20 protein-coding genes are annotated in these 21357 nt (G+C 66.3%); 6 read left to right on the top strand and 14 right to left on the bottom strand.

The genetic code is table 11. The annotated features are described in order from the left end of the window. Positions 1-57 precede the first annotated feature (57 nt). The 3 genes from FHT08_RS15325 to FHT08_RS15315 are packed head-to-tail and all read right to left on the bottom strand — an operon-like array spanning position 58 to position 2242. Complete coding sequence (locus FHT08_RS15325; protein WP_166775594.1) at positions 58-1248, bottom strand: efflux RND transporter periplasmic adaptor subunit; 1191 nt, start codon at positions 1246-1248, stop codon at positions 58-60. Further along, positions 1245-2018, bottom strand: a complete 774-nt coding sequence (locus FHT08_RS15320; RefSeq protein WP_166775593.1) for an SDR family NAD(P)-dependent oxidoreductase — start codon at positions 2016-2018, stop codon at positions 1245-1247. Before FHT08_RS15320 ends, FHT08_RS15325 begins: the two co-directional genes overlap by 4 nt. Then, positions 2015-2242 (bottom strand): hypothetical protein, encoded by a 228-nt coding sequence (locus FHT08_RS15315; protein ID WP_104605266.1) that lies wholly within the window; start codon positions 2240-2242, stop codon positions 2015-2017. Before FHT08_RS15315 ends, FHT08_RS15320 begins: the two co-directional genes overlap by 4 nt. A gap of 129 nt (positions 2243-2371) precedes the next feature. Here FHT08_RS15315 and FHT08_RS15310 point away from each other — a divergent pair, with 129 nt between their 5' ends. After that, positions 2372-3406 (top strand): LysR family transcriptional regulator, encoded by a 1035-nt coding sequence (locus FHT08_RS15310; protein WP_102596357.1) that lies wholly within the window; start codon positions 2372-2374, stop codon positions 3404-3406. Positions 3407-4536: 1130 nt separating this feature from the next. Here FHT08_RS15310 and FHT08_RS15305 read toward each other — a convergent pair. From FHT08_RS15305 to FHT08_RS15265, 9 genes are all read right to left on the bottom strand, one after another. Then, positions 4537-5262 (bottom strand): OmpA family protein, encoded by a 726-nt coding sequence (locus tag FHT08_RS15305; protein ID WP_016902719.1) that lies wholly within the window; start codon positions 5260-5262, stop codon positions 4537-4539. A 292-nt stretch (positions 5263-5554) separates the two neighbouring features. Next, positions 5555-6973, bottom strand: coding sequence for a deoxyribodipyrimidine photo-lyase (locus FHT08_RS15300; RefSeq protein ID WP_166775592.1), 1419 nt, complete (start codon positions 6971-6973; stop codon positions 5555-5557). A gap of 102 nt (positions 6974-7075) precedes the next feature. Continuing rightward, positions 7076-8506, bottom strand: coding sequence for a replicative DNA helicase (locus tag FHT08_RS15295; protein ID WP_047130779.1), 1431 nt, complete (start codon positions 8504-8506; stop codon positions 7076-7078). A gap of 222 nt (positions 8507-8728) precedes the next feature. Then, positions 8729-9283: an NADPH-dependent FMN reductase gene (locus tag FHT08_RS15290; RefSeq protein ID WP_104538069.1), complete on the bottom strand. Its 555-nt coding sequence runs from the start codon at positions 9281-9283 to the stop codon at positions 8729-8731. A 75-nt stretch (positions 9284-9358) separates the two neighbouring features. Continuing rightward, complete coding sequence (asnB, locus tag FHT08_RS15285; RefSeq protein WP_104538070.1) at positions 9359-11299, bottom strand: asparagine synthase (glutamine-hydrolyzing); 1941 nt, start codon at positions 11297-11299, stop codon at positions 9359-9361. 31 nt (positions 11300-11330) lie between these two features. Continuing rightward, positions 11331-11975, bottom strand: coding sequence for a glutathione S-transferase family protein (locus FHT08_RS15280; RefSeq protein WP_166775591.1), 645 nt, complete (start codon positions 11973-11975; stop codon positions 11331-11333). 124 nt (positions 11976-12099) lie between these two features. After that, positions 12100-14670, bottom strand: coding sequence for a DUF3857 domain-containing protein (locus FHT08_RS15275; protein WP_208409083.1), 2571 nt, complete (start codon positions 14668-14670; stop codon positions 12100-12102). A gap of 58 nt (positions 14671-14728) precedes the next feature. Next, complete coding sequence (locus FHT08_RS15270) at positions 14729-15904, bottom strand: acyl-CoA dehydrogenase family protein (protein WP_181126400.1); 1176 nt, start codon at positions 15902-15904, stop codon at positions 14729-14731. Between the two features lie 160 nt (positions 15905-16064). Further along, a complete protein-coding gene (locus FHT08_RS15265) occupies positions 16065-16856 on the bottom strand; it encodes a glycine zipper 2TM domain-containing protein (RefSeq protein ID WP_166775590.1) in 792 nt (263 codons plus the stop codon). A gap of 145 nt (positions 16857-17001) precedes the next feature. Here FHT08_RS15265 and FHT08_RS15260 point away from each other — a divergent pair, with 145 nt between their 5' ends. Both FHT08_RS15260 and FHT08_RS15255 read left to right on the top strand, forming a co-directional pair. Next, complete coding sequence (locus tag FHT08_RS15260) at positions 17002-17217, top strand: DUF6116 family protein (RefSeq protein ID WP_104538071.1); 216 nt, start codon at positions 17002-17004, stop codon at positions 17215-17217. Further along, positions 17217-17984: a TatD family hydrolase gene (locus FHT08_RS15255; RefSeq protein WP_166775589.1), complete on the top strand. Its 768-nt coding sequence runs from the start codon at positions 17217-17219 to the stop codon at positions 17982-17984. Before FHT08_RS15260 ends, FHT08_RS15255 begins: the two co-directional genes overlap by 1 nt. A gap of 40 nt (positions 17985-18024) precedes the next feature. Here FHT08_RS15255 and FHT08_RS15250 read toward each other — a convergent pair whose 3' ends face one another. After that, positions 18025-18855, bottom strand: a complete 831-nt coding sequence (locus FHT08_RS15250) for a tRNA threonylcarbamoyladenosine dehydratase (protein WP_104538073.1) — start codon at positions 18853-18855, stop codon at positions 18025-18027. Positions 18856-18929: 74 nt separating this feature from the next. Between FHT08_RS15250 and FHT08_RS15245 the strand changes: the two genes are divergently transcribed. Then, positions 18930-19358 (top strand): cytochrome c, encoded by a 429-nt coding sequence (locus FHT08_RS15245; protein ID WP_166775588.1) that lies wholly within the window; start codon positions 18930-18932, stop codon positions 19356-19358. Positions 19359-19525: 167 nt separating this feature from the next. Then, a complete protein-coding gene (locus FHT08_RS15240; protein ID WP_016902706.1) occupies positions 19526-20008 on the top strand; it encodes a glycine zipper 2TM domain-containing protein in 483 nt (160 codons plus the stop codon). A 224-nt stretch (positions 20009-20232) separates the two neighbouring features. On the opposite strand, the gene FHT08_RS15235 is transcribed toward FHT08_RS15240, so the two are convergent. Next, complete coding sequence (locus FHT08_RS15235; RefSeq protein ID WP_003483561.1) at positions 20233-20448, bottom strand: cold-shock protein; 216 nt, start codon at positions 20446-20448, stop codon at positions 20233-20235. Between the two features lie 228 nt (positions 20449-20676). Between FHT08_RS15235 and FHT08_RS15230 the strand changes: the two genes are divergently transcribed. Next, positions 20677-21162, top strand: a complete 486-nt coding sequence (locus tag FHT08_RS15230) for a DUF456 domain-containing protein (protein ID WP_104605250.1) — start codon at positions 20677-20679, stop codon at positions 21160-21162. Positions 21163-21357 lie beyond the last annotated feature (195 nt).

Raw genomic sequence — 21357 nt, 5'->3', positions numbered from 1 at the left:
GGCCCCGAACCGGCCTTGTTTCAAGGCCGGTGGTCACGGGCGCGATGCAGCGATGAATCAGTTCGACGCGGTGCGCTTGTCCGGCGCCGTGGTCATGGCAACGGGCTTGGCATCGACCGGCATGCCTGGCATGAAGATCTTCTGCACGCCATCGACCACCACCCGGTCGCCGGCGGCCAGTCCCTTGCGCACGATGCGCAGACCGTCGGCATTGCGGCCAAGCTCGATGTCGCGCCGCTGCGCCTTGCCGTCCTTGTCGACCACGTACACGTACTTGCGGTCCTGATCGGTCAGCACGGCCTTTTCGTCGACCAGCATGGCCTTGAACTGGCCGCTCCCCAGCAACTGCACATGCGCGTACAGGCCCGGCGTGAACCGGCGCTGCGCGTTGTCCAGCACCGCGCGCACGCGGATGGTGCCGGTGCTGCGGGTCACCTGGTTATCCAGGAAATCCACGCGCCCGGTGTGCGGGAACCCCTGCTCGCCGACCAGGCCGATGCGCACCGGCAACTCGCCGCCGCGCGCATCCGGGCGCTCGCCGTTGCGCGCCATCTGCGCGTAACGCAGGAAGGTGCCTTCGTCGGCGTCGAAGTACACGAATACCTTGTCCAGCGACACCAGCGTGGTCAGCACGCTGGCGCTGTCGCTGGCGGTGACCAGATTACCGGCGGTGACCATCGCACGTCCGGCGCGGCCATCGATCGGCGCACGCACGCGGGTCCAGTCCAGATTGAGCTTGGCGGTATCCAGCGCGGCCTGCGCGGCCAGCAGATCGGCATCGGCCTGATCGGCGGCAGCGCGACGCTGCTCCCAGGTTTCGGTCGAGATGGCCTGCTGGTCGGACAATTTGCGGGCGCGTGCCGCTTCGCTGCGGGCCAGCGTGGACTGCGTGCGTGCACGCACCAGCGCTGCGTTGGCGCGCGCGAATTCGGCACGGTAGCTGCGGTCGTCGATGCTGAAGAGCACATCGCCCTTCTTCACTTCGGCACCTTCGACGTAGTTGACCTTGTCGATGTAGCCGGACACGCGCGGGCGCAGTTCGACGCTTTCCACCGGCTCGATGCGGCCGCTGAATTCGTCCCACTGGCTGATCTCCTTCAGCAACACCGGGGCGACGCTGACGCTGGGCGGCGGCGGCGCGCCGGTCTCGGCAGCCTTGCTGCCGCAACCGGCCAGCACAACCGCGAGTACGGCGCCCGTCAATACAGTACGCAAGGGAAAACGGAACGGGGTGGCGTTCGGGGTCATGGGGAAATCTCTCGGGTGGGGATGGGGAAATGCAGACCGGCGAGCCGGTCGGCCGATGGAGCGGCGTGCAGGCGACGGCTGACGGTCACGATGGCTTGCCCGGGCTGGCCAGGCCCGGCGATCAGCGAGACCGCGGCACGGCCGACATCCACGGCGCGGATCCATTCCGGACACGCGTCCTTGGCACGGCCCGGCGTGCACACCGGCTGCTCGACCGACAGCAGGTGCACGCGGATACCGAGCGGCTTGGCTTCCTCGTGCAGGACCTGGGCGAGCATGCGGGTGGCGGCGGCGGCAATCGAGGTGTCGCCGTGCGCGGCCCAGGCACGCAGCGCGCAGGGGCTGCCCAGCAGCAGGTAGCGCCCGCCGCCATCGGCTTCGGCCAGCAGCGGCAGCAGATGCCGCGCGGCCGCCAGGTGCGGCAGCACATCGCGCTCGAGGCGGCGACGCAGCGCAGCGACCGGGCGATCAAGCAGGCGGCCGGCCTTGAGCGGGCTGCCCACGCTGGCGATCACCGCCCCCAGCGGACGCGGGCGCTGGGCCAGTTCGCTGGCCAGCGCCTGCGCCGAAGCGTCGTCGGCCACCGACCCCTGCAAGGTCTCCAGCAGCGGTGTATTGCCATGCTGCACGCGCAGCGTGTCGAGCTTGGCGGCATCGCGTCCAATCACCAGCACCGGCATCCCGGCATCGAGCAAGGCGGCGACGATGCCGGCGCCGACATTGCCCGCGCCGCCGATGACGGCCGTCTCGGGTTGGACCATCCCGGTCATGGGACTTTCACTCCCGACATCGGGACAATTCCGCGCTGCGCCAGACGCGCCGACAGTCCAGTCCGCTGCGCCGGTGCGCCGCCGGCCTGACGCCAGGGCGATGCCGAAAATGTGCGCGAAATGCCGGCACGTGGGCTTCTCGCCGTGGAAACCACTGGATCGAAGGCACCTTCGATGGCGCTACGCGATGTCGACGACAAGCCGAAAACATTGCACAACCACATGGCCGTGCTCCTGGATGGAGGGGATGCCGCATAAGTTAGGCCCCAAACCAGCACTTGATTAGTCCGGATTTAGGGGAATAATCGTCCCGTAAGCGGTCTAATCCCTCCTGACCCTCGGAAGGCAGTCCCATGACTCACGATCTCAACGACACCCTGATCTTCGTCAAGGTGGTCGAACAAGGCAGCTTCATCGCCGCCGCCAACGCGCTTGGCCTGCCCAAGACCACCGTCAGCCGCAAGGTGCAGGAACTGGAAACCCGCCTGGGCGCCCGCCTGCTGCACCGGACCACGCGCCGCATCGGCCTGACCGAAGCCGGTTCGGTCTACCACGAACATTGCCAGCGCATCGCACGCGAACTGGAAGAGGCCGAGAGCGCCGTCGGGCAATTGCAGTCCGGCCCACGCGGCTGGCTGCGCTTCACGGTGCCCTACTCGCTGGGCATCACCTGGATCGCGCCGTTGCTGGGCGAGTTCCATGCGCAGTACCCGGAAATCCAGCTGGACATGCACCTGGGCAACGAGAAGTTGGACCTGATCGGCGGCGAAGCCGATCTGGCACTGCGCGTCGGCGCCCTGCCCGATTCCAATCTGGTGGCGCGCAAGCTCGGCAGCCTGCGCACGCAGGTCTTCGCCAGCCCGTCCTACATCGAGCGCTATGGCGAGCCGCTGCATCCGGACGAGCTGCAGTTCCATCGCACGCTGGCGCTGCGCAAGAACCGCAACGTGCACAACAATCGCTTTTTCTGGTCGCTCAGCGACGGCAGCGATGTGCGCGATTTCCCGGTCAATCCATTGATGGTGGCCAACGATCCGGCCGCGCTCAATGGCGCGGTGTTGTGCGGCGAAGGCTTGCTGCTGACCGGCGATGTGATGGCCAAGCCGTTCGTGCAATCGGGTCTGGTCCGCCGGGTGCTCGCGGGTTGGACCGGGCCGGAGGTCGACTTCAATGCGGTGTTCGCCGGCGGCCGCCTGGTCTCGCCGAAAGTACGCGCCTTCGTGGACTTCCTGGTGACGCGGATGAACTTCGATGCGGACTACATGATGGCGCAGTGCCCTGCGCGTCTGGCCGCGCAAAAGGCCGACAACGATGCAAAGATCGAGGTCGGCGCAGACGCGAAACTGCGTGCAGAAGGCAAGCGCATCCTGGAAAACGTCACGGCGTAGTCCGCACTCTGGTATTCGCCCAACGGAGCACGCTTCTCCCCTCGGGAGAATGTCCGAATGGCGGACGAGGAGACGTTTGCACTTACCGGTGAAAACTTGTTGACCGCTACACACCTCCATTTTCGGTTCCCGACCCCTGAATCGCTCCAGGAGCTTCCATGCCTTCCGGTGCCGGTAATTTTCCGGTGCCGGTAACTTTTGTCTTGGCTAAGGCAGCAAACCGCTGTCGCCTGATGCAATCTTGAAGCGACTGAGAGCGTGGGTTTTAGCGTGGTCAGGAGATCCGAAGCTGCGTTGGTCAACGCCTAGCGATAAAGCCCAGCTGTAAGTCAGAAGTTCGGTTGGTCGAGTGCGCGGTGCCCTCACTGCTCGTGGGACACGCCGTGAATCCGTCCGTGGAGGCTCCTTGGCGGCATCCATGCCGCCAAGGGTCCCGCAACCGGTAAGGACACCGCACCAGAGAGTTGGTCGGTTGCTTTCTTGAAGGCATGTCGCTCGGCTTGCGCTAGGCAGATGAGAAGTTTGCAGGTGACGTGGTGAAAGCCTGTCGGCTACTCCGCTCGCGATGGGAAGGCGATAAAAAGCTGGTGGAACCCAGAGTGATCCGCCCAGCGCACCTCATGCTCTTGTTTGCAAACATGCACACCGACTATCTCGACTGGTCCTTGCCCGCCCACCATCGCGGGACCTTGAGCGGCATGGATGCCGCGCCAGAGCCTACAGGGACGTACTTGCGGCGTGTCCCGCGATGGTGGGCGGGCAAGGCCCTGCAGAAAACCCGCAGATCGGCAGCTTCGCACCCGACGCATCCCCACCGTTCAATCACCACAAAGGCGACCAAAACCCGAGCTTTTGCGGTGATGGAATGTTTGATGCCGGCTGACCAAGGTCGCGAAGCTCTCCCCCGTTTTTTTCCTGCACTCCATGAATCCATCCATGCAAGGCTCCATGGCGCCCCATGGCTTCCGCAAAACCGCAAGGGACTACGCCTGCCAAGACAGCACTCAAGAGATTGAGCGCCGCTCGTGATCACAACGATTCGCAGCGCAAAAAACAGGCCGCTTTCGCGGCCCGTTTTGGTTACTCATCGCGGCGCGTCAATCGACTCGTCACGATTCAATGCGGCAAACTCAACGCATGCCCGTGTTGTTCCCGGCACCCTCCGAGCGCAGCGGGATCAGGCGGATTTCGACGCGGCGGTTTTGCGCGCGGCCGGCATCGGTGCTGTTGTCAGCGATCGGGTAACGCTTGCCGGCGCCCATGGTTTCCATGCGCTCGCGCTGCACGCCTTGTGCGGTCAGATACTGCGCGACTGCGCCGGCGCGTTCTTCGGACAGACGCTGGTTGACCGCATCGCTGCCGACGCTGTCGGTATGACCGACCACTTCCACCATGGTCTGGTTGTACTCGCGCAACGTGGATGCCACACCATTGAGCGCGCTGTAGAACTGCGGCTTCAACGCAGACTTGCCGAAGTCGAAGGTGATGCCGTCGGGCAGGTTCAGGGTGATGTTGTCGCCCTGGCGCTGCACTTCGATCCCGGTGTTGGCGGTGCGCTCGCGCAGTGCGCGCTCCTGGCGATCCTGATACTGGCCAACCGCCGCGCCACTGAGCGCGCCGATGCCGGCACCGACCATCGCATGCTGACGGCGCTCGGTGGCGCTGTCGCCGGTCAGCAGACCAGCGGCCACGCCGATCGCGGTGCCGATCAGCGCGTTGCGGCCGGTGCGGTTCTGCTGCTGGGTCTGCTCGCCGTACTGGTCGCGCTGCACATACGAGCCGCCGGTGGCGCAGGCGGACAACGCAATGGCGCTGGCCAGGGCAACGGCAAGACTCTTGGTGGCTGCTGGGGACATGGTGTTCTCCTATGGCCGGACCATCCGGCACTCAATCGTGTCGGCGAGGATAAACAGGCCAACGCGACTGGCGCATGATGAAACCGACCTGCAATCGCACGCAGCTACTGCTGCATTCAGGAAAACGTTTTCTGCTGGCACAGCCACATGCTTGCGCGTAATGCATTCACTGATGGACAAACCAGGCGTCGCAGCGCACGCATGCAGCGCTTCAGGCCTGCAATAGAGAACACGCAGAAGCGCGCATCAGGTGACCACGCAATCCAGCTGTTGCTCGCGCTGGCGCGCGCGTCTAGCCACGCGTCTTCGCATACGCCGCCAGCGCCGCATCGCGGCCTTCGGCCAGGCCGATGACCGGCGTACGCGGATACTCCGGTGCCAGGCGCGCCAGCGACAACGGATGCAGCCACGGCGCGAAGCGTTCCTTGACCGCAAGCTTGCCGAGCTCCGGTACCCAACGCGTGATGTAGGCGGCCTGTGGATCGAACTTCTCTGCCTGCGTGACCGGATTGAACACGCGGAAATACGGCGCCGCATCAGCGCCGGTACCGGCCACCCACTGCCAGCCAAGCGTGTTGTTGGCCAGATCCGCATCCACCAAGGTGTCCCAGAACCAGCGCGCGCCTTCGATCCAGTGCACGCGCAGATGCTTGCACAGCAGGCTCGCCACGATCATGCGCACGCGGTTGTGCATCCAGCCGGTGTGCCAGAGCTGGCGCATGCCCGCATCGACGATCGGAATGCCGGTACGGCCCCGCTGCCAGGCCTGCAATGCGACCGGGTCCACCTCGGCCCAGTCGAAGCCTGCAAAGCGCGGGTTGAGATTCTGGTTGGTGGTGTCGGGAAAATGGTGCAACAGGTGGTACGCAAAATCGCGCCAACCCAGCTGGCGGATATAGCCGTCGATCTCGGCACCGTTGCGTGCGTTGCGATTGGCTTCCAGCGTGCTGGCGATCCGCCACGGCGCGATCTCGCCGAAGTGCAGATGCGGCGACAGTTGCGAGGTGCCGACCCGGTCGGGCCGGTCGCGGTTTTCGCGATAACCGGACAGCGCGCCATCGATGAAGATCTCCAGCATCTCGTGCGCGCCGGCCTCGCCAGGCTGCCAGTGCTCCCAGAAGCCTCGATCCCAATCCAGCGCCGGCAGCAGACCGAGCGTGTCCAGCGCAGCGCTCTTCAATTGCGCAGGCAGCGGCGGCAGGCTGCGCGGTGCCGGCACGGCAGCCGGCAATTGCAGCTGCGTGAGCGCATTGCGCCAGAACGGGGTGAACACCTTGTACGGGCCGCCCTGCTGCGTCGTCAACTGCCATGGTTCGAACATCAGCGCGGAGTTGCAGCTCTGCACTTCGATCCCGCGCTCGCGCAGGCTGCGCTTGATCTGCGCATCGCGCGGCTGCGTGGCCGGCTCGTACTTGCGGTTCCAGTACACCGCCACCGCCTTGGTCTGCGCGATCACCTCATCCAGCACCTGCGCGCTGTTACCGGCGCGCATCACCAGGCCGCTGCCCAGCGCGCGCAGGGCCGCATCCAGCGCCGCGAGCGAGCGATGCCGCCAGCTCCGCGAGGCAGCGCCCGGCGTCCACTCGCCCTCTTCGTGCGGCGCATCGATATACAGCGGAATCGGCTGGTGCCCCGCATCCAGCGCAGCCTGCAAGGCCGGATTGTCTTCCAGGCGCAGATCGCGACGGAACCAGACGATGGCGTAGGACATACAAGCTCGGCAGCGACGATGAGGCGCGCAGCATAAGCCAGCAGATGCAAGGATGGCGCGATGCCGCGGCGACGGATTGCCGCGCGGCATCACACAGGAGGTTTATTCGAAACTTCCCACCGAATCGTGGGCCAGATTGTCGAAACGGGTGTATTCGCCGAAGAACTTGAGTTTGCACGAACCGGTCGGCCCACCGCGGTGCTTGCCGATGATGATCTCGGCCAGGCCCTTGTCCGGCGAGTTTTCCTTGTTGTAATAGTCGTCGCGGTAAATGAACACGATCATGTCCGCGTCCTGCTCGATCGCGCCCGATTCGCGCAAGTCGGCCATCACCGGGCGCTTGTCGGTACGCGTTTCCAGCGAGCGGTTGAGCTGGGACAACGCGATCACCGGCACGTTGAGCTCCTTGGCCAGGCCCTTGAGCGAACGCGAGATTTCCGAGATTTCGGTCGCGCGGTTTTCGCTGTTGCCCGGCACCGACATCAGCTGCAGGTAGTCGATGACGATCAGGCCCAGGTCGTGCTCGCGCTTGAGTCGGCGGCACTTGGAGCGCAGCACTTCCGGCGACACGCCCGGCGTGTCGTCGATGAAGATCTTGGTTTCCTTCAGCATCTTGATCGCGCCGGTCACGCGCGCCCAGTCCTCGTCTTCCAGCGCGCCGGTACGCAAGCGTTGCGCGTTGATGCGGCCATTGGACGAGATCAGGCGCATCGCCAGCTGCGATGCCGACATTTCCATCGAGAACACCGCCACGCCCTTCTTGGATTTGATCGCGGCGTACTCGGCGATATTCAGCGCAAACGTGGTCTTGCCCATGGCCGGACGCGCGGCCAGGATGATCAGGTCGGTCGGCTGCAGGCCCGAGGTCATCGCGTCGAAATCGTTGTAGCCGGTCGGCAGGCCGGTGATGTTGCCGCCGTTTTCGAAACGGCTGCGCAATTCCTCGAAGGCGTCCTTCAATGCGCCCGGCATCGCCACGAAGTCGGTACGCCCGCGCGCGCCGGCCTCGGCGATCTTGAACACCGCCTTTTCCGCCGACGACAGCAACTCCACGCTGTCGCGGCCCTCGGGCTGGAAGCCGTCGTTGACGATGGTGGTGCCCACTTCGATCAGCTGCCGCAACACCGCCTTGTCGCGCACGATCTCCGCGTACGCGGCGATATTGGCTGCCGAGGGCGTGGTGCTGGCCAGCTCGATCAGGTACGCGCCATCGCCGACCTGCTCCAGCTTGCCCTGCGATTCGAACCACTCGCCCAGGGTCACCGCATCGAAGGGGCGGTCCTTCTCGTTCAGTTCGCGGATCGCGCGGTAGATCAGCCGATGATCGCGGCGGTAAAAGTCGTTTTCGGTCAGCTGGTCGTTGACCCGATCGAACGCGTCCGGCGCCAGCATCAACCCGCCCAGCACGGCCTGCTCGGCCTCGACCGAATGCGGCGGTACCCGCAACTGGTCAAGCCGCGGCTCGGGACGATCGTAATCGTCGTCGTCGCGATCGCGATTGCGCTTGGAACGGAAACCAGGACGAGCGGACATGGACAAACGGACCTGACACGAGGGAGACGAGGGCAGGAAGCATAGTCATCGGCGGCGCCGACGACCATGCACAACTCTGTGGATAACTGGTGGACAGCCGGTGCATCACCGTTCTACGCGCCGGCCGTCGCAACCGCCGAGACGCCCGCTGACACTGGGTTTGCGCCGCATCACCGGCACCGGCTGGCAGCGGTCTTCAGGCCCGACGCTGCTGTGGTCAACTCAACGTTTGGACTGTTCGACCAGGCCCAGGAAGGCATCGACAAAGCCCTGCAGAAACTTGCGGCTGTCGGCGTTGGCGACCTGGTCGTCGGCACCGAACAGGCCGTCCTTGTACTGCAGGAAGACTTCCGGCTGGCCGAGCACCCGCATGTCCAGATACGACAGCACATTGCGCAGGTGCTGCTGCGCGGTGGCGGTGCCGATCGCCCCGACCGAGATGCCGACCACGGCGGCCGGCTTGCCCGCAAACGCGCTGTCGCCGTAGGGGCGCGAGCCGGTATCGAGGGCGTTCTTGAGCACGCCGGGAATCGAGCGGTTGTACTCGGGGGTGACGAACAGCACCGCGTCGGCCGACCGGATCTGCTGCTTCAGCCGCGTGCCCTCTGCCGGGTAATCGCCGTCGCGGTCCTGGTTGTACAAGGGGATGTCGCCGATCTCCACATACTCGAACACCGCCTTGTCGCCGGCCAGATGCTCCAGCGCCCGCGCCAGTTGGCGGTTGTAGGACGCTGCACGCAGGCTGCCGACCAGCACGGCGATGGTGATCTTGCTCATGGGGAACGCTCCATTGGGGAATCAGCGCCCGACTCTAGTCAGCTCGGCGCTCAGACCCGGTGAAGCGCGGCTGCCTCAGCGGCCGATCGCGGCGCGTTGGGCACGCCAATGCACCTGCCAGGCCTGGAACATCAGCACCGTCCACAGGTGCGTATGCCATTTGCGCTCGCCGCCGTTGAAGTCCCGCCACAGCCCGGCCACGGTGTCGGCGGCGAACACGCCGTCGCGCTCCAGCGTGGCGTGCGCCAGCAGATCGTCTGCCCAGCCGTGCAGGTCGCCACGCAGCCAGGCGCTGACCGGCGCGCCAAAGCCGCGCTTGCCGCGGTAGACCATCGGGTCGGGCAGATAGCGGCACAGCACGCGCTTGAGCAGGTACTTGCTGACCCCGTCGCGGTACTTCAGCGACAGCGGCAGCGACCAGGCGAACTCGGCCACCCGCCAGTCCAGCAACGGCGCGCGCGCTTCCAGCCCCACCGCCATGGTGGTGCGGTCCACCTTGCACAGCAGATCGTCGGGCAGATAGGCGGCAAAGTCGGCCAGCATCATCGCGTCGGCCGGCGTGCCGGAACCGTGCAGCGGGTCGGCAAGGCTGTAGAAACTGTCGGGCTCGGTCGCGCCCAGCACCACCGCGGCCGGATCGCGCCAGCGCGAAATGCGGTTGCGGTAGATGTCGCCGACACCGCGTGCGCCGGCCTCGGCCACCAGCGCGGCCAGGCCGCCGGTGCGCGAGGATTCGCCGTTACGGCGCGCCGCCAGCGCCATCAACCGCCGCAGCGGCCCCGGCACCAGCCCATGCATGCGCCAGTTGCGCAGCGCACGCTGGTAGCGACCGTAGCCGAAGAACAACTCGTCGCCGCCATCGCCGGACAGCGCCACCGTCACCCCGCCACGCGCCAGCCGGGCAACCAGCGCGGTCGGCACCTGCGAGGCATCGGCGAAGGGCTCGTCGAACATGTCCGGCAGGGTCGGCACCACCGCCAGCGCGTCGGCGCCGCTGACATACAGCTCGGTGTGGTCGGTGTGCAGGTGCGTGGCCACCTCGCGCGCCAGCGGCGCTTCGTCGTGATGCGAACCGTCGAAGCCGATACTGAAGGTATGCACCGGCTGGGCACTCTGCGCCTGCATCATCGCGGTGACGATTGACGAATCGGTGCCGCCGGACAGGAACACGCCCACCGGCACGTCGGCCACCATGCGCAGCGCCACCGCATCGCGCAGCACTGCATCGAGCTGTTCCTCGGCCTGTGCATCGCTGCCGGTGAACGGCGCCGCCAGCGCGCGCTGCATCGCCTCGCGCGCGTTCCAGAACGGCTGCTGCGCCTGGTCCGGCCGATGTGCCGCCGCGCCGGCCGCCACCATCTGCGCATCCAGCCGCAGCACCCGCCCGGGCATCAACTTGAAGGTGCGCTCGTGGATGCAGGCCGGCGCCGGGATGTAGCCCAGCCGCAGCAGCAAGGTCAGCGCATTGCGATCGACCCCGTTATCGAAGTCCGGATGCTGCCACAGCGCCTTGAGTTCGGAGCCGAACACCAGGGTGTCGCCGGCCCAGCCGTAGTACAGCGGCTTCTTGCCGACGCGGTCGCGGGCAAGATACAGGCAATTGTCGCGCTCGTCCCACAACGCCAGCGCGAACATGCCGTTGCAGCGGGTCAAGGTGTCGTCCAGCCCCCACTCCACCACCGCCGCCAACAGCACTTCGGTATCGGAATGACCACGGAAGCGGTGCCCGAGTGCGGACAGCGCCGCGCGCAGCTGCGCGAAGTTGTAGATCTCGCCGTTGTAGGCCAGCACATAACGGCCATCGGCCGAGCGCATCGGCTGATGACCCAGCGGCGACAGATCCAGAATGCTCAAGCGCTGATGCGCCAGCGCCACGCCGGCCTGCGCATCGCACCAGCTGCCGGCATCGTCGGGGCCGCGATGACGCAAGGCGGCGCCCATCGGCCGCACCAGCGCATCGAGTTGTTCGCCATGCATGCGGGGCGAGGCCAGCAGCAGTCCAGCCAATCCGCACATCGTCAGTGCTCCTGCCGGCAGCGCATGCCGCTCATGCCGTCACCGCGCCGGCTGCAGGCGCCGGCATTGCGATAAAACCGGGTACTGCCTGCACGCGCTGCAGCCAGGCACCGATCGCCGGCCAGCGCTCCAGATCGAAGCCGCCGTCCTCGGCGCAATGGGTGTAGGCAAACAGCGCGATATCGGCGATGCCGTAGTCGCTGCCGGTAAACCAGCGGTGCTGCTGCAGATGCTGTTCCATCACGGCCAGCGCCTGCTCGCCGCGGGCGCGCAGCTGCGGCAGGTCGGCGCGGCGCGCGGCATCGCGCGGCGTCCACAGGCTGATGAAACGCGCCACCGCGACATACGGCTCATGGCTGTACTGCTCGAAGAACATCCAGCTCAAGGCCTGCGCGCGATGCCACGCGTCGGTGGGCAGATACGGGGTACCTTCGGACAGCCAGAACAGGATCGCGTTGGATTCGGTCAGCACGCGGCCGTCGTCGCGCTCCACCATCGGCACCTTGCCGTTGGGATTCTTGGCAAGGTACGCGGGCGTGCGGGTTTCGCCCGCGGCACTGTCGACCTCGACCCAGTGATAGCGGCTGCCCAATTGCTCCAGCAGCAGGCGCACCTTGTAGCAGTTGCCGGAACTGGACATGCCATGGACGGTCAACGGGGGACGCACGGTCGACATCAAGCTGGCTCCGCGGCAGCAACGAGGGGCTGGCAGTGTCACAGCCCCGCGGGTCTTTGCAAAGCCCTGCACCGATTCTGCCGCAAGGCGTGGCCGCAATTGCGTACGCTGCGGCCAGCACGCCTCAGCGCATCACCACCAGCGCCACCGGCACACCCAGCACGGCGACCAGCATGCCCAGCAGCGACAACGTCAATGCCAGCGCACCGAAGGCACGCGCCCGTGTGCAGCCGGTCGCACCGGCAACCGCCTGCACCGCAGCGATCGACCACCACAGCCCGCCCAGCAGCGTCAGCAGCACTGCCATGGCCACTTGCGCCAGTCCGGCTTGATCATGCACACCGGTCCCCAACAGGACGATATCGCCCCCGAGTGCGGCCAGCGCCGCCAGCAGGCAGACCAGCCATGGCAAGGTGCTGCCCAACAACGCCGGCAGCAACGGACCGAACTGCGCAGCGCCGCCCATCCAGCGCAGCATCCGTTGCAACAGTACGCAGCCCACCAGCGCGATGGCCAGCATGATCGCCACGGCGATGGCGTGCACCCACAGCGGCTGCGCAGACACCCACATCCAGCTCGAGAGCACCAGGATCAGGCCGAACACGCACCACGCGCTCCAGCGCGCGCCGGCCTGCGTGTGCAGGCGCTGCGCAACGGTATGCGGATCGAACAACATCCCGCCCAAGCCACCGCCGCGCCACCAGGCCAGGCATGCCAGCACCAGCACGATCAGCGCCAGCAGCGCGGCCAGCGGATAGGCCAATGCATGGACGTCCAGCGGCTGCTTGCGCGGTTGCGGCTTGAGGTCGTGATTGAAATACAAGAGGTCGCGGGCACGCTGCATGTCGGCGGCTGCACGCTTCACGCCGCTGGCGGGAATGCGGTCGGACAGGCGCTGCCACTCGCCCACGATGACGGTGCGTCCCTCATGCATGGAGACCGTGCGCGAGAACCGGAACCACGGGTTGGCGACCACCTGCGTATCGGCTTCCACTCGCACCACCGGGTCGACCCGCACCCGCACGGTCTGCCGCGCCAGCCGCGGGCCGCCGAGCGCCAGCGGGCTCTTGCGCGTCGCAGTGGGCAAGGCGTCCATCCATTCGCCGAGCTGGAACAGCGGGAAGCCAAGCTCGTCGCCCTCCTCGGTCGGCCACTCCAAGCGGTAGGCCTCGTGCGTGCGCACGTTCAACCCATCGGTCGCGTCGATGGTCGGCGCCCCGCCCTGCGTCAGCGCGGTGTAGTACTGCTGCATGAATTCCAGGTAGTGCTCGCCGACCGCCTGCGCACCGTTGTCCTCGAAGCTGGTCGCCACGCGCTCGCCGCGTCCCTGGCGGTACGTCGTGTCCACGGTGAAGGTCGCCACGCGCTGCGGTTTGCGCAGCGAGATCACGATCTCCTCGTCCACCTCGATCTGCGGCAGCGTCGGCATCGGCGATGGCACAGCCACCAGATCGCGCTGCCCGGCCACGACCGGCAGACCGCGCACGAACGGCAACGGCCGGCGTTGCGCAAGCGGGCCGTCTTCGCGATCGCGCGTGGCATCCACCCATACCTCGCCCTGCGGCAGGTGCGCGCGCACCACCACATGGTCGAACGCATAGGGACTGGGCAAGCGCAGCTCCAGCCCATGGCCCTTGTCGCTGTTGACCAGCACCGGCTCGGCGCGGATGCCGGCCAGCTGCAGCAGCGCGATCAACAGCGTCGCCTTGTCCTTGCAGTCGCCGTAGCGGTTGCGCAGCGTTACTTCCGGCGTATGCGGCGCGTGCGAATTCTCGCCCATGTCCAGGCCGACGTAGCGGATCTCGCCCTGCACGAAGGCCACTGCACGCAGCAGTGCGCCCAGCGGGTCGTCGCGGCGCAACTGCAGGTTCTGCGCCATCCCGTCGGCAACACGCGCGTCCTTGAACGCGCGCGGATACAGCTGCGCTGCCCACGCCGCCACCGTCGCCCAGTTGCCGGCAGTGGAGACTTCGATCCGGCCATACGGATCGACATCCTCCGGGGTGTCCTTTTCCTCCTGCACGGCGGCAAGGTCGCGTGCGGCGATGTCCAGTGTCGCCACATCGCCGGTGCGGCTGATATCGCGGCTGAAGCCGGGCGCAGTCACCCGCCACTGCAATGCCATGCCGGCCGGATGCCGCACGCGCACCCGGCGCTCGCCCAGCGGCACGCCGTAGCGCGCATCGAACACGTCGTAATAGCCCTTGCCGAACACCGGATTGCTGCCGGTGATGGTCACGCCGTAATCGACCCGGTCGCCCACGCGCAGATCCGGCAAGGTGATCGACAGCGTCAGCGCGCCATCGATCAAACCGTCTTCCAGTCCGCTTTCGCGGCGCAACCGGGCGTAGTGCGCCTGCTTGCGCATGTCGATGCGCTTGCCGTCGCGCCACACCTCCAGGCTGTTGAGCGCCAGCTGCTGATACTGCGGCTGGTAATCGATGGAGATCTGTCCGGCTTCGTCCAGACTTTTCGCACGCTGCACGGTGTAACTGAGGCGGCGATACGCCTGCGGCGCCGCGCCGGTCAGATCGACCTGATCGGAGACCAGCTCATAGCGCAGCCCGCTGGCACCGGGCACCTTGTCGGGCACTGCATCGGCGATGACCCAGGCCGGTGGCGGCGCCATGCGCGGCGCCTCGCTGGCCTGTGCCGGTGCGATCACGCTCGCAACCACGGCCAGCACGCAGCGCATCCAGAACACGCCACGCAGGCGTCGCCTCCCATCCCTGTCGATCAACACCCACTCCTCGTCAAAACGCATTGAGTCCCGTCAGCGCACGCCCGACCACCAACTGATGCACGGTCTCGGTGCCCTCGTAGGTGATCACCGATTCCAGGTTCAGCGCATGCCGGATCGCCACATGTTCGGTGGTGATGCCGGCCGCGCCCAGCAGATCGCGGCACTCGCGCGCCACATCCAGGGCCATGCGGCAATTATTCCACTTTGCCAGCGAGATCTGTTCCGGCCGCAGCTGGCCGGCCTGCTTCAGCCGCCCGAGCTGCAGCGCCAGCAGCTGCGCGGTGGAAATCCGCCGCGCCATGTCGGCCAGCTTGATCTGCGCGCTCTGCGTGGCCGCCAGCGGCCGGCCGAACAGGATGCGCTGCCCGCTATAGGCCAGCGCCTCGCGCAGACAGGCCACCGCCGCGCCGATCGCGCCCCAGGCGATGCCGTAGCGCGCCTGGTTGAGGCACCCCAGCGGCGCCTTCAGACCGGCCGCGTTCGGCAGGCGCATCTGCTCCGGCACGTAGACGTTGTCCAGGAACAAGCCCGAGGTCACCGATGCGCGCAGGCTCATCTTGTGCGCGATGTCCTGCGCACTGAAGCCGGCGCTGCCGGTCTCCACCAGAAAGCCGCATACGCCGTCGTCGGTATGCGCCCAGATGATCGCCAGGCCGGCAATGCTGCCGTTGGTGATCCACATCTTGGCCCCGTTCAAGCGCCAGCCGTCGCCCTGCCGTACCGCGCGCGTGGTCATCGCGGCCGGATCCGAGCCGCCCTGCGCTTCGCTCAGCCCGAAACAGCCGATCAGACGGCCGGCTGCCATCGCCGGCAACCAGCGCTGGCGTTGCTCGTCGCTGCCGTAGGCATAGATCGGGTACATGCACAGCGAGGACTGCACGCTGACGAAGCTGCGCAGGCCGCTGTCGCCACGCTCCAGTTCCTGGCAGATCAATCCGTACGCCACCGCGCCCAGGCCCGCGCCGCCATCGCGGACCGGCAGACTGGCGCCGAGCAGGCCGAGATCCGCCAGTTCCGGCACCCATTCGCGCGGGAAGCGCCCTGCGTCGAAGGCATCGCCGATCGCCGGGAGTACCCGCGTATCGGTAAAGCGCGCCACCGCATCCTGGACTGCCCGCTCTTCGTCGGTCAGCAGCCCGCGTACATCGAACAGATCATCGGTGCGCACCGGCATGTCGGCTTCCACTCCAGGAGAAGCGATGATTATCAGCCAGTTGCCGGCCGAACATGGCGGCGAGGTGTTCAACGCGCGGAGGCCGTCCCCAGCGCCTGGAAACGAAAAGAGCCGGCAATGCCGGCTCCTTTCGCGCTAACGCAGCGATCCTGGGCGGATCGCCGCAAGTGACTTACTGGCGCGTGCTGCCCGCATCCACACGAACGCTCCTGTCGCCAGCCGTCGAAGCGGTCTGGGTCACCAGCTGACCGTCCACCACCGGCAGGCGATCGCTGGCCGGCTTGTCGTTCATGCGCACGGTCTTCTCGAAACCGTCGTAGCGGTAGGTCACGTCGTAGGCCACCACGTTGTCGGCATCGCCAAGCGAGATGCGCTCGCCCGGCTTGCTGTCCATGCGCATGGTGCCGGTGGTGCCGTCGGCATTGCGGTAGGTCACGTCGTAGCCGACCACGCGCGAGGACTGCGAATTGGCATTTTCGGTGTGGCACTGGCGCTCGGTGCGATCCACCACGCGGCCGCCGACATGATTGCGGTCCACACGGTTACCGACCATGCCGCCACCGACCGCACCGGCCACGGTGGCCAGCTTGCGCCCGTTGCCGCCGCCGACCTGGTTGCCGAGCAGACCGCCGATCACCGCACCGGCAACGGTGCCGCCGACGTTGCCATCGCGCTCGGGCAGACGTTCCTGCACCACCACGTCGCGGCAGACTTCGCGCGGCGAGGGGCTGGTGGTGGTTTCGCGGATGGCCGCGCTGTTGACGACCTGCGCGTACTGCGGCTCGCGCTCGGTGATCGGTGCGACCTTGACCACGTCGGCGTATTCCAGACCACGCGGTGCCGGCTCGCCGTTGGCGACGAAATCGCCGGACGACGGGCGATTGTTCATGAAGGCGGCAGTGGCCACGCCTCCGACCAGCAACGCACCCGCAGCGACCAGTATAGTTGTCGTATTGCTCTTCATGATCCAGCTCCGTGCGGACACGCCGCGTTGTTGACGGCGTGATTCCAGCACGCGAACCCTGAACAAAAACGCGCTCGCTCATGAACGCCGCAGTTAAGTTCAGCTAGCGGTTATTTCATGCACTTCTAACAGCCGGAGCATTCGCATGCGCAATCCCGTCACCTCGCGCGCCCTGCAGTGGGCCAGCAAGCTGCGCTACCCCACCTTGTTCAAGCTGGCGGCCGCGTTGTTTCTGGTCGACCTGGTGATCCCGGATCCGATCCCGTTCCTGGACGAGCTGCTGTTCGGCCTGACCACATTGCTGCTCGCCAACTGGAAGACGCGCAAGGCGCCGCTGCCTGCCCCGGTCCGCCGCGATTGATGCAGCTGGTCGATAGCCACTGCCATCTGGATGCCGGCGAGTTCGACCACGACCGCGCCGAGGTGATCGCGCGCGCGCAGGCAGCCGGTGTCGTGCAACAGGTGATCCCGGCGATCACCGCCGCCAGCTGGCCGGATCTGCGCAGCGTCTGCACCCAGGCACCCGGGTTGCACCCCGCCTACGGACTGCACCCGATCTTTCTGGATCAGCACCGCCCCGAACATCTGGAGCTGCTGGCCGACTGGATCGAGCGCGAGCGGCCCTGCGCCATCGGCGAGTGCGGGCTGGACTTCTATCTGGACGGGCTGGACGCGCGCGCACAGCGCGATTATTTCGACGGACAACTGCAACTGGCCAAGCGCTTCGAGCTGCCGCTGATCGTGCATGCGCGGCGCGCCACCGAAGAAGTCATCGCCCGCATCAAGGCCGTGGGCGGCCTGCGCGGTGTGGTGCACAGCTTCGCCGGCAGCCCCGAACAGGCGCAGCAATTGTGGAAGCTAGATTTCATGATCGGCCTGGGCGGCCCGGTGACCTACCCGCGTGCCAACCGCCTGCGCGGCCTTGCAGCAACGATGCCGCTGGAGTGGCTGCTGCTGGAAACCGATGCGCCGGACCAGCCCGATGCCAGCATCCGCGGCCAACGCAACGAGCCGGCCTACTTGTGCACGGTGCTGGACTGCATTGCACAGCTACGCGACGAGGCGGCCGAGCACATCGCCGCGCAGACCACCGCCAATGCGCGGCGGTTGTTCGGCTTGCCTGGCTGATCGGATTGCCTGTTGCCACATGACGCAGCGACACGCGCACTCACGCCGCCGAGGCAGCCTCGGCAACAGGCTTGGCTGCGGCCACCTTCGGCTTGAGCAACATCTCCAGCGCCTTGCCCACCGCGACAAACGCGAAGGTGCCGGTGATATGCGTGGCTGCGCCCAGCCCGGCCCCGCAATCCAGCTTGAGCGTGGCGTCGGCATCCAGCTGCGGGCGGATGCCGCAGACGCTGCCATCGGCCTGCGGATATTTGACGTTCTCCAGCGAGTACACCGCCGGCACGCCGAAATAGCGCTGCGGATTCTTGGGGAAGTTGAACTCGCTGCGCAGCTTCTTGCGGATCAGCGCCAGCATCGCGTCGTGTTCGGTGCGCGAGACATCGCGTACTCGCACCAGGGTGGGATCGGTGCGTCCGCCAGCGGCACCTACGGTGAGCAGCGGCAGCTTGCGTCGGCGGCACCAGGCGATGGTTTCCACTTTCACCCGGAAGCTGTCGCAGGCATCGATCACCAGGTCGAACGCATCACCGAGCAGTTGTTCGATATTGCCGGCGGTGAGAAACGCCTCCACCGCATCGGCCTGGATCTCCGGGTTGATCGCCAGGCAGCGTTCGGCCATCGCGCGCGCCTTGTTGCGTCCGTACTGCCCGGCCAGCGCCGGCAGCTGCCGGTTGGTGTTGGACACGCACAGGTCGTCGGCATCGATCAGGCGGATGTGCCCGACGCCGGTACGCGCCAGCGCCTCGACCACCCACGAGCCCACGCCGCCCATCCCGACCACCGCCACGCGGCAGGCCGCCAGCCGCTCCACCGTGCCGGCTCCGTACAGCCGGTCGATACCGGCAAAGCGTTCACGCCATTGTGCTCTCATCGGCCTATTTTACGCGCGCCGCTCAGCGCGCGCCCACCGACGTATTGATGCCTGCGTCCACCGGAATTCCGTCCATGCCCGCCCCGCCCACAGAACAATCGCGCGCGTCCCGCTATGCCTTCCTCCTGGTGCTGGGCATCCTGATCGGGCTGGTGTGCACGGTGATGGTGGCGCGCGTGCTGCAGGCCAGACGCAACCCGGTGCCGGACAGCTTGATGCAGGTAATGGCTTACCATCTACGCGCCCTGCAACCCGATGCCGATGGCGGCTGCAACCCCGTACGGCAGCGAGCGCGACTGCAATCGTTGCGCCTGCTGGCCGACGAACTGGAGCCGGCCTTTCGGGACATCGGCGAAGACCGCCGCTTCGGCGAGCACGCCAGCGACCTGCGCACCGTCCTGGACCAGGCACGGCACACGCCCCCAGCCGATTGCGCCGCGCTTGCTGCAGTCAGGACCCAGATCAACGACGCCTGCGAGGCCTGCCATCGCGACTTCCGGTGACCTGGCAGCGCGCCGCTGCATCGATGCGCACGACAGTGGTGGTGAACAGGACGCTCGGGTTTCGTTAAGCCTGGAGTGATCCAGTTGGCAGACCGTTCACCCGGACCAACACAGGATGACGTCGCCGCGGCCCTGACCGCTTTTTCGAACCACCCCGGAGAGACTTCATGAAGACCCGACTGCTCGTCATTGGCCTGGCTGCAACCGCGACACTGGTTGGCTGCGCCACCTCCCAGCCCCAGTACGGCAGCTATCGCGGCGACCGCGGTTACGACCAGGGCTATTCGCAGCCGCAGGCACGCTGCGTGGATTGCGGCATTGTGACCCGCATCGATGAAGTCGGCCCGACCCGCAGCGCTCCCACCGGCACCGGTGCGGTGCTCGGCGGCATCGTCGGCGCAGTGGCCGGGCGCCAGATCTCCAAGGAGACCGGTGGCAGCAAGGGCAACAAGAATGTCTCGGCCGTAGCCGGTGCCGCCGCCGGCGCACTCGCGGGCAATGCGATCCAGAACAACGTCACCAGCGACAGCTTCGATGTGCAGGTGCGCATGGACGACGGCCGTGTCATCGTGGTGAACCAGCGCGATCTGGCCGGCGTGCGCGAAAATGCCTACGTGCGCGTGGTCAACGGCAAGGTCGTGCTGCGCTGATCGGCGCACGCACCAGCAGCGGCCAATAAAAACCACTGTGCCTGCCGTCAGGCCGGCGCAATCGGTAACCGGAATCGGCATGTATCACGCATGCCTTCCAACGCTTCCAGGCCCGCCTGCGACTGCTCGCTACGTTCGATTCGCCAGTGTTGGCGAGATGACAGAAAGGCCCGGCGACGGGCCTTTCTGCTGTCTGCACGATGGCCCGCCGTGTTGCGCCGCGCTCAGACCACCTGCACCGCATCGGCCTGCAGGCCTTTTTGTCCTTGCACGACGGTGAAGCTGACCTTCTGGCCTTCCTTGAGGCTCTTGAAGCCCTGGATCTGGATCGCACGGAAATGGACGAAGACGTCCTCGCCGTTTTCGCGACTGATGAAGCCAAAGCCCTTGGCATCGTTGAACCACTTCACGACACCATTCTCGCGTTCGATATTGGACATCTCGACTGACTCCCTACGACACTGTGATGGACTGACGGTGGTGGCTGTGATTTGCAAGGAGGAAGCGAGGTACAAGGATGTAGCGGATCGAACGATCTGCCGCATCAGGCCACGATTCACGGTGACCGTTGCAAACAGCAGCGTTGGCAACTTAACCCGCGCCAAACGAATTTTCAAGCAAGCCTTGCGCAATTTTGTCAAACCTGAAACGGGATATTTTCAACGATCATGGATACCAACGTCCTCTATTACATCCTGGCTGGCGTGCTGGTACTGATCGGCCTTGCGGGGGTCGTCCTGCCGGCGCTGCCGGGTCTGCCGCTGGTGTTTGCGGGACTGCTGGTGGCCGCCTGGGCCGATGGCTTTGCCCACGTCGGCTGGGTGGCGCTGCTGATCCTGGGCCTGATGACGGCGTTGTCGTTTGCGATCGACTTCTTCGCCACCGTGTACGGCGCCCAGCGGGTCGGTGCCAGCAAGGCGGCACTGTGGGGCTCGGTGATCGGCTCGGTCGTCGGCATCTTCTTCATGCCGATCGGCTTGTTCGTCGGCCCGTTCGCCGGCGCGTGGATCGGCGAATACTGGCAGACCCGCAAGTCCGACCAGGCCACCAAGGTCGGCTTCGGCACCTGGCTGGGCATCGTGTTCGGCACCGCGACCAAGCTGGCACTCGGCCTGTGCATGTTGGGCGTGTTTGCCATCGCCTGGTTGTTCTAGCGGATTCCAGCGCTCACTGAGGTTGATTGGGTGGGCTGCCCGGCAGGACGCTGACAGCGCCAAGCACACACTCGGCCGCTGGCGAATGTCGACGTGTCGTCGGCCGGTAACGGTCGGGACGCGGATTGCAGGGCACTGCTTGGATGTTATGCCACCGTGTACACACCGCGCATGCAGGCGCGACCGTTAAGCTTC

It is taken from the genome of Xanthomonas sp. CFBP 8151 (genome assembly GCF_011761885.1).
GTDB classification, from domain to species: Bacteria; Pseudomonadota; Gammaproteobacteria; order Xanthomonadales; family Xanthomonadaceae; genus Xanthomonas; species Xanthomonas arboricola_B.
Note: the sequence above shows the minus strand (reverse complement) of the source record. Positions and strands in the feature narration are given on the sequence as shown.

Coding starts and splice junctions, on each gene's coding strand:
- FHT08_RS15325 (WP_166775594.1), bottom strand. CDS start 1,248: ATGACCCCGAACGCCACCCCGTTCCGTTTTCCCTTGCGTACTGTATTG.
- FHT08_RS15320 (WP_166775593.1), bottom strand. CDS start 2,018: ATGACCGGGATGGTCCAACCCGAGACGGCCGTCATCGGCGGCGCGGGC.
- FHT08_RS15315 (WP_104605266.1), bottom strand. CDS start 2,242: ATGTGGTTGTGCAATGTTTTCGGCTTGTCGTCGACATCGCGTAGCGCC.
- FHT08_RS15310 (WP_102596357.1), top strand. CDS start 2,372: ATGACTCACGATCTCAACGACACCCTGATCTTCGTCAAGGTGGTCGAA.
- FHT08_RS15305 (WP_016902719.1), bottom strand. CDS start 5,262: ATGTCCCCAGCAGCCACCAAGAGTCTTGCCGTTGCCCTGGCCAGCGCC.
- FHT08_RS15300 (WP_166775592.1), bottom strand. CDS start 6,973: ATGTCCTACGCCATCGTCTGGTTCCGTCGCGATCTGCGCCTGGAAGAC.
- FHT08_RS15295 (WP_047130779.1), bottom strand. CDS start 8,506: ATGTCCGCTCGTCCTGGTTTCCGTTCCAAGCGCAATCGCGATCGCGAC.
- FHT08_RS15290 (WP_104538069.1), bottom strand. CDS start 9,283: ATGAGCAAGATCACCATCGCCGTGCTGGTCGGCAGCCTGCGTGCAGCG.
- asnB (WP_104538070.1), bottom strand. CDS start 11,299: ATGTGCGGATTGGCTGGACTGCTGCTGGCCTCGCCCCGCATGCATGGC.
- FHT08_RS15280 (WP_166775591.1), bottom strand. CDS start 11,975: ATGTCGACCGTGCGTCCCCCGTTGACCGTCCATGGCATGTCCAGTTCC.
- FHT08_RS15275 (WP_208409083.1), bottom strand. CDS start 14,670: ATGCGCTGCGTGCTGGCCGTGGTTGCGAGCGTGATCGCACCGGCACAG.
- FHT08_RS15265 (WP_166775590.1), bottom strand. CDS start 16,856: ATGAAGAGCAATACGACAACTATACTGGTCGCTGCGGGTGCGTTGCTG.
- FHT08_RS15260 (WP_104538071.1), top strand. CDS start 17,002: ATGCGCAATCCCGTCACCTCGCGCGCCCTGCAGTGGGCCAGCAAGCTG.
- FHT08_RS15255 (WP_166775589.1), top strand. CDS start 17,217: ATGCAGCTGGTCGATAGCCACTGCCATCTGGATGCCGGCGAGTTCGAC.
- FHT08_RS15250 (WP_104538073.1), bottom strand. CDS start 18,855: ATGAGAGCACAATGGCGTGAACGCTTTGCCGGTATCGACCGGCTGTAC.
- FHT08_RS15245 (WP_166775588.1), top strand. CDS start 18,930: ATGCCCGCCCCGCCCACAGAACAATCGCGCGCGTCCCGCTATGCCTTC.
- FHT08_RS15240 (WP_016902706.1), top strand. CDS start 19,526: ATGAAGACCCGACTGCTCGTCATTGGCCTGGCTGCAACCGCGACACTG.
- FHT08_RS15235 (WP_003483561.1), bottom strand. CDS start 20,448: ATGTCCAATATCGAACGCGAGAATGGTGTCGTGAAGTGGTTCAACGAT.
- FHT08_RS15230 (WP_104605250.1), top strand. CDS start 20,677: ATGGATACCAACGTCCTCTATTACATCCTGGCTGGCGTGCTGGTACTG.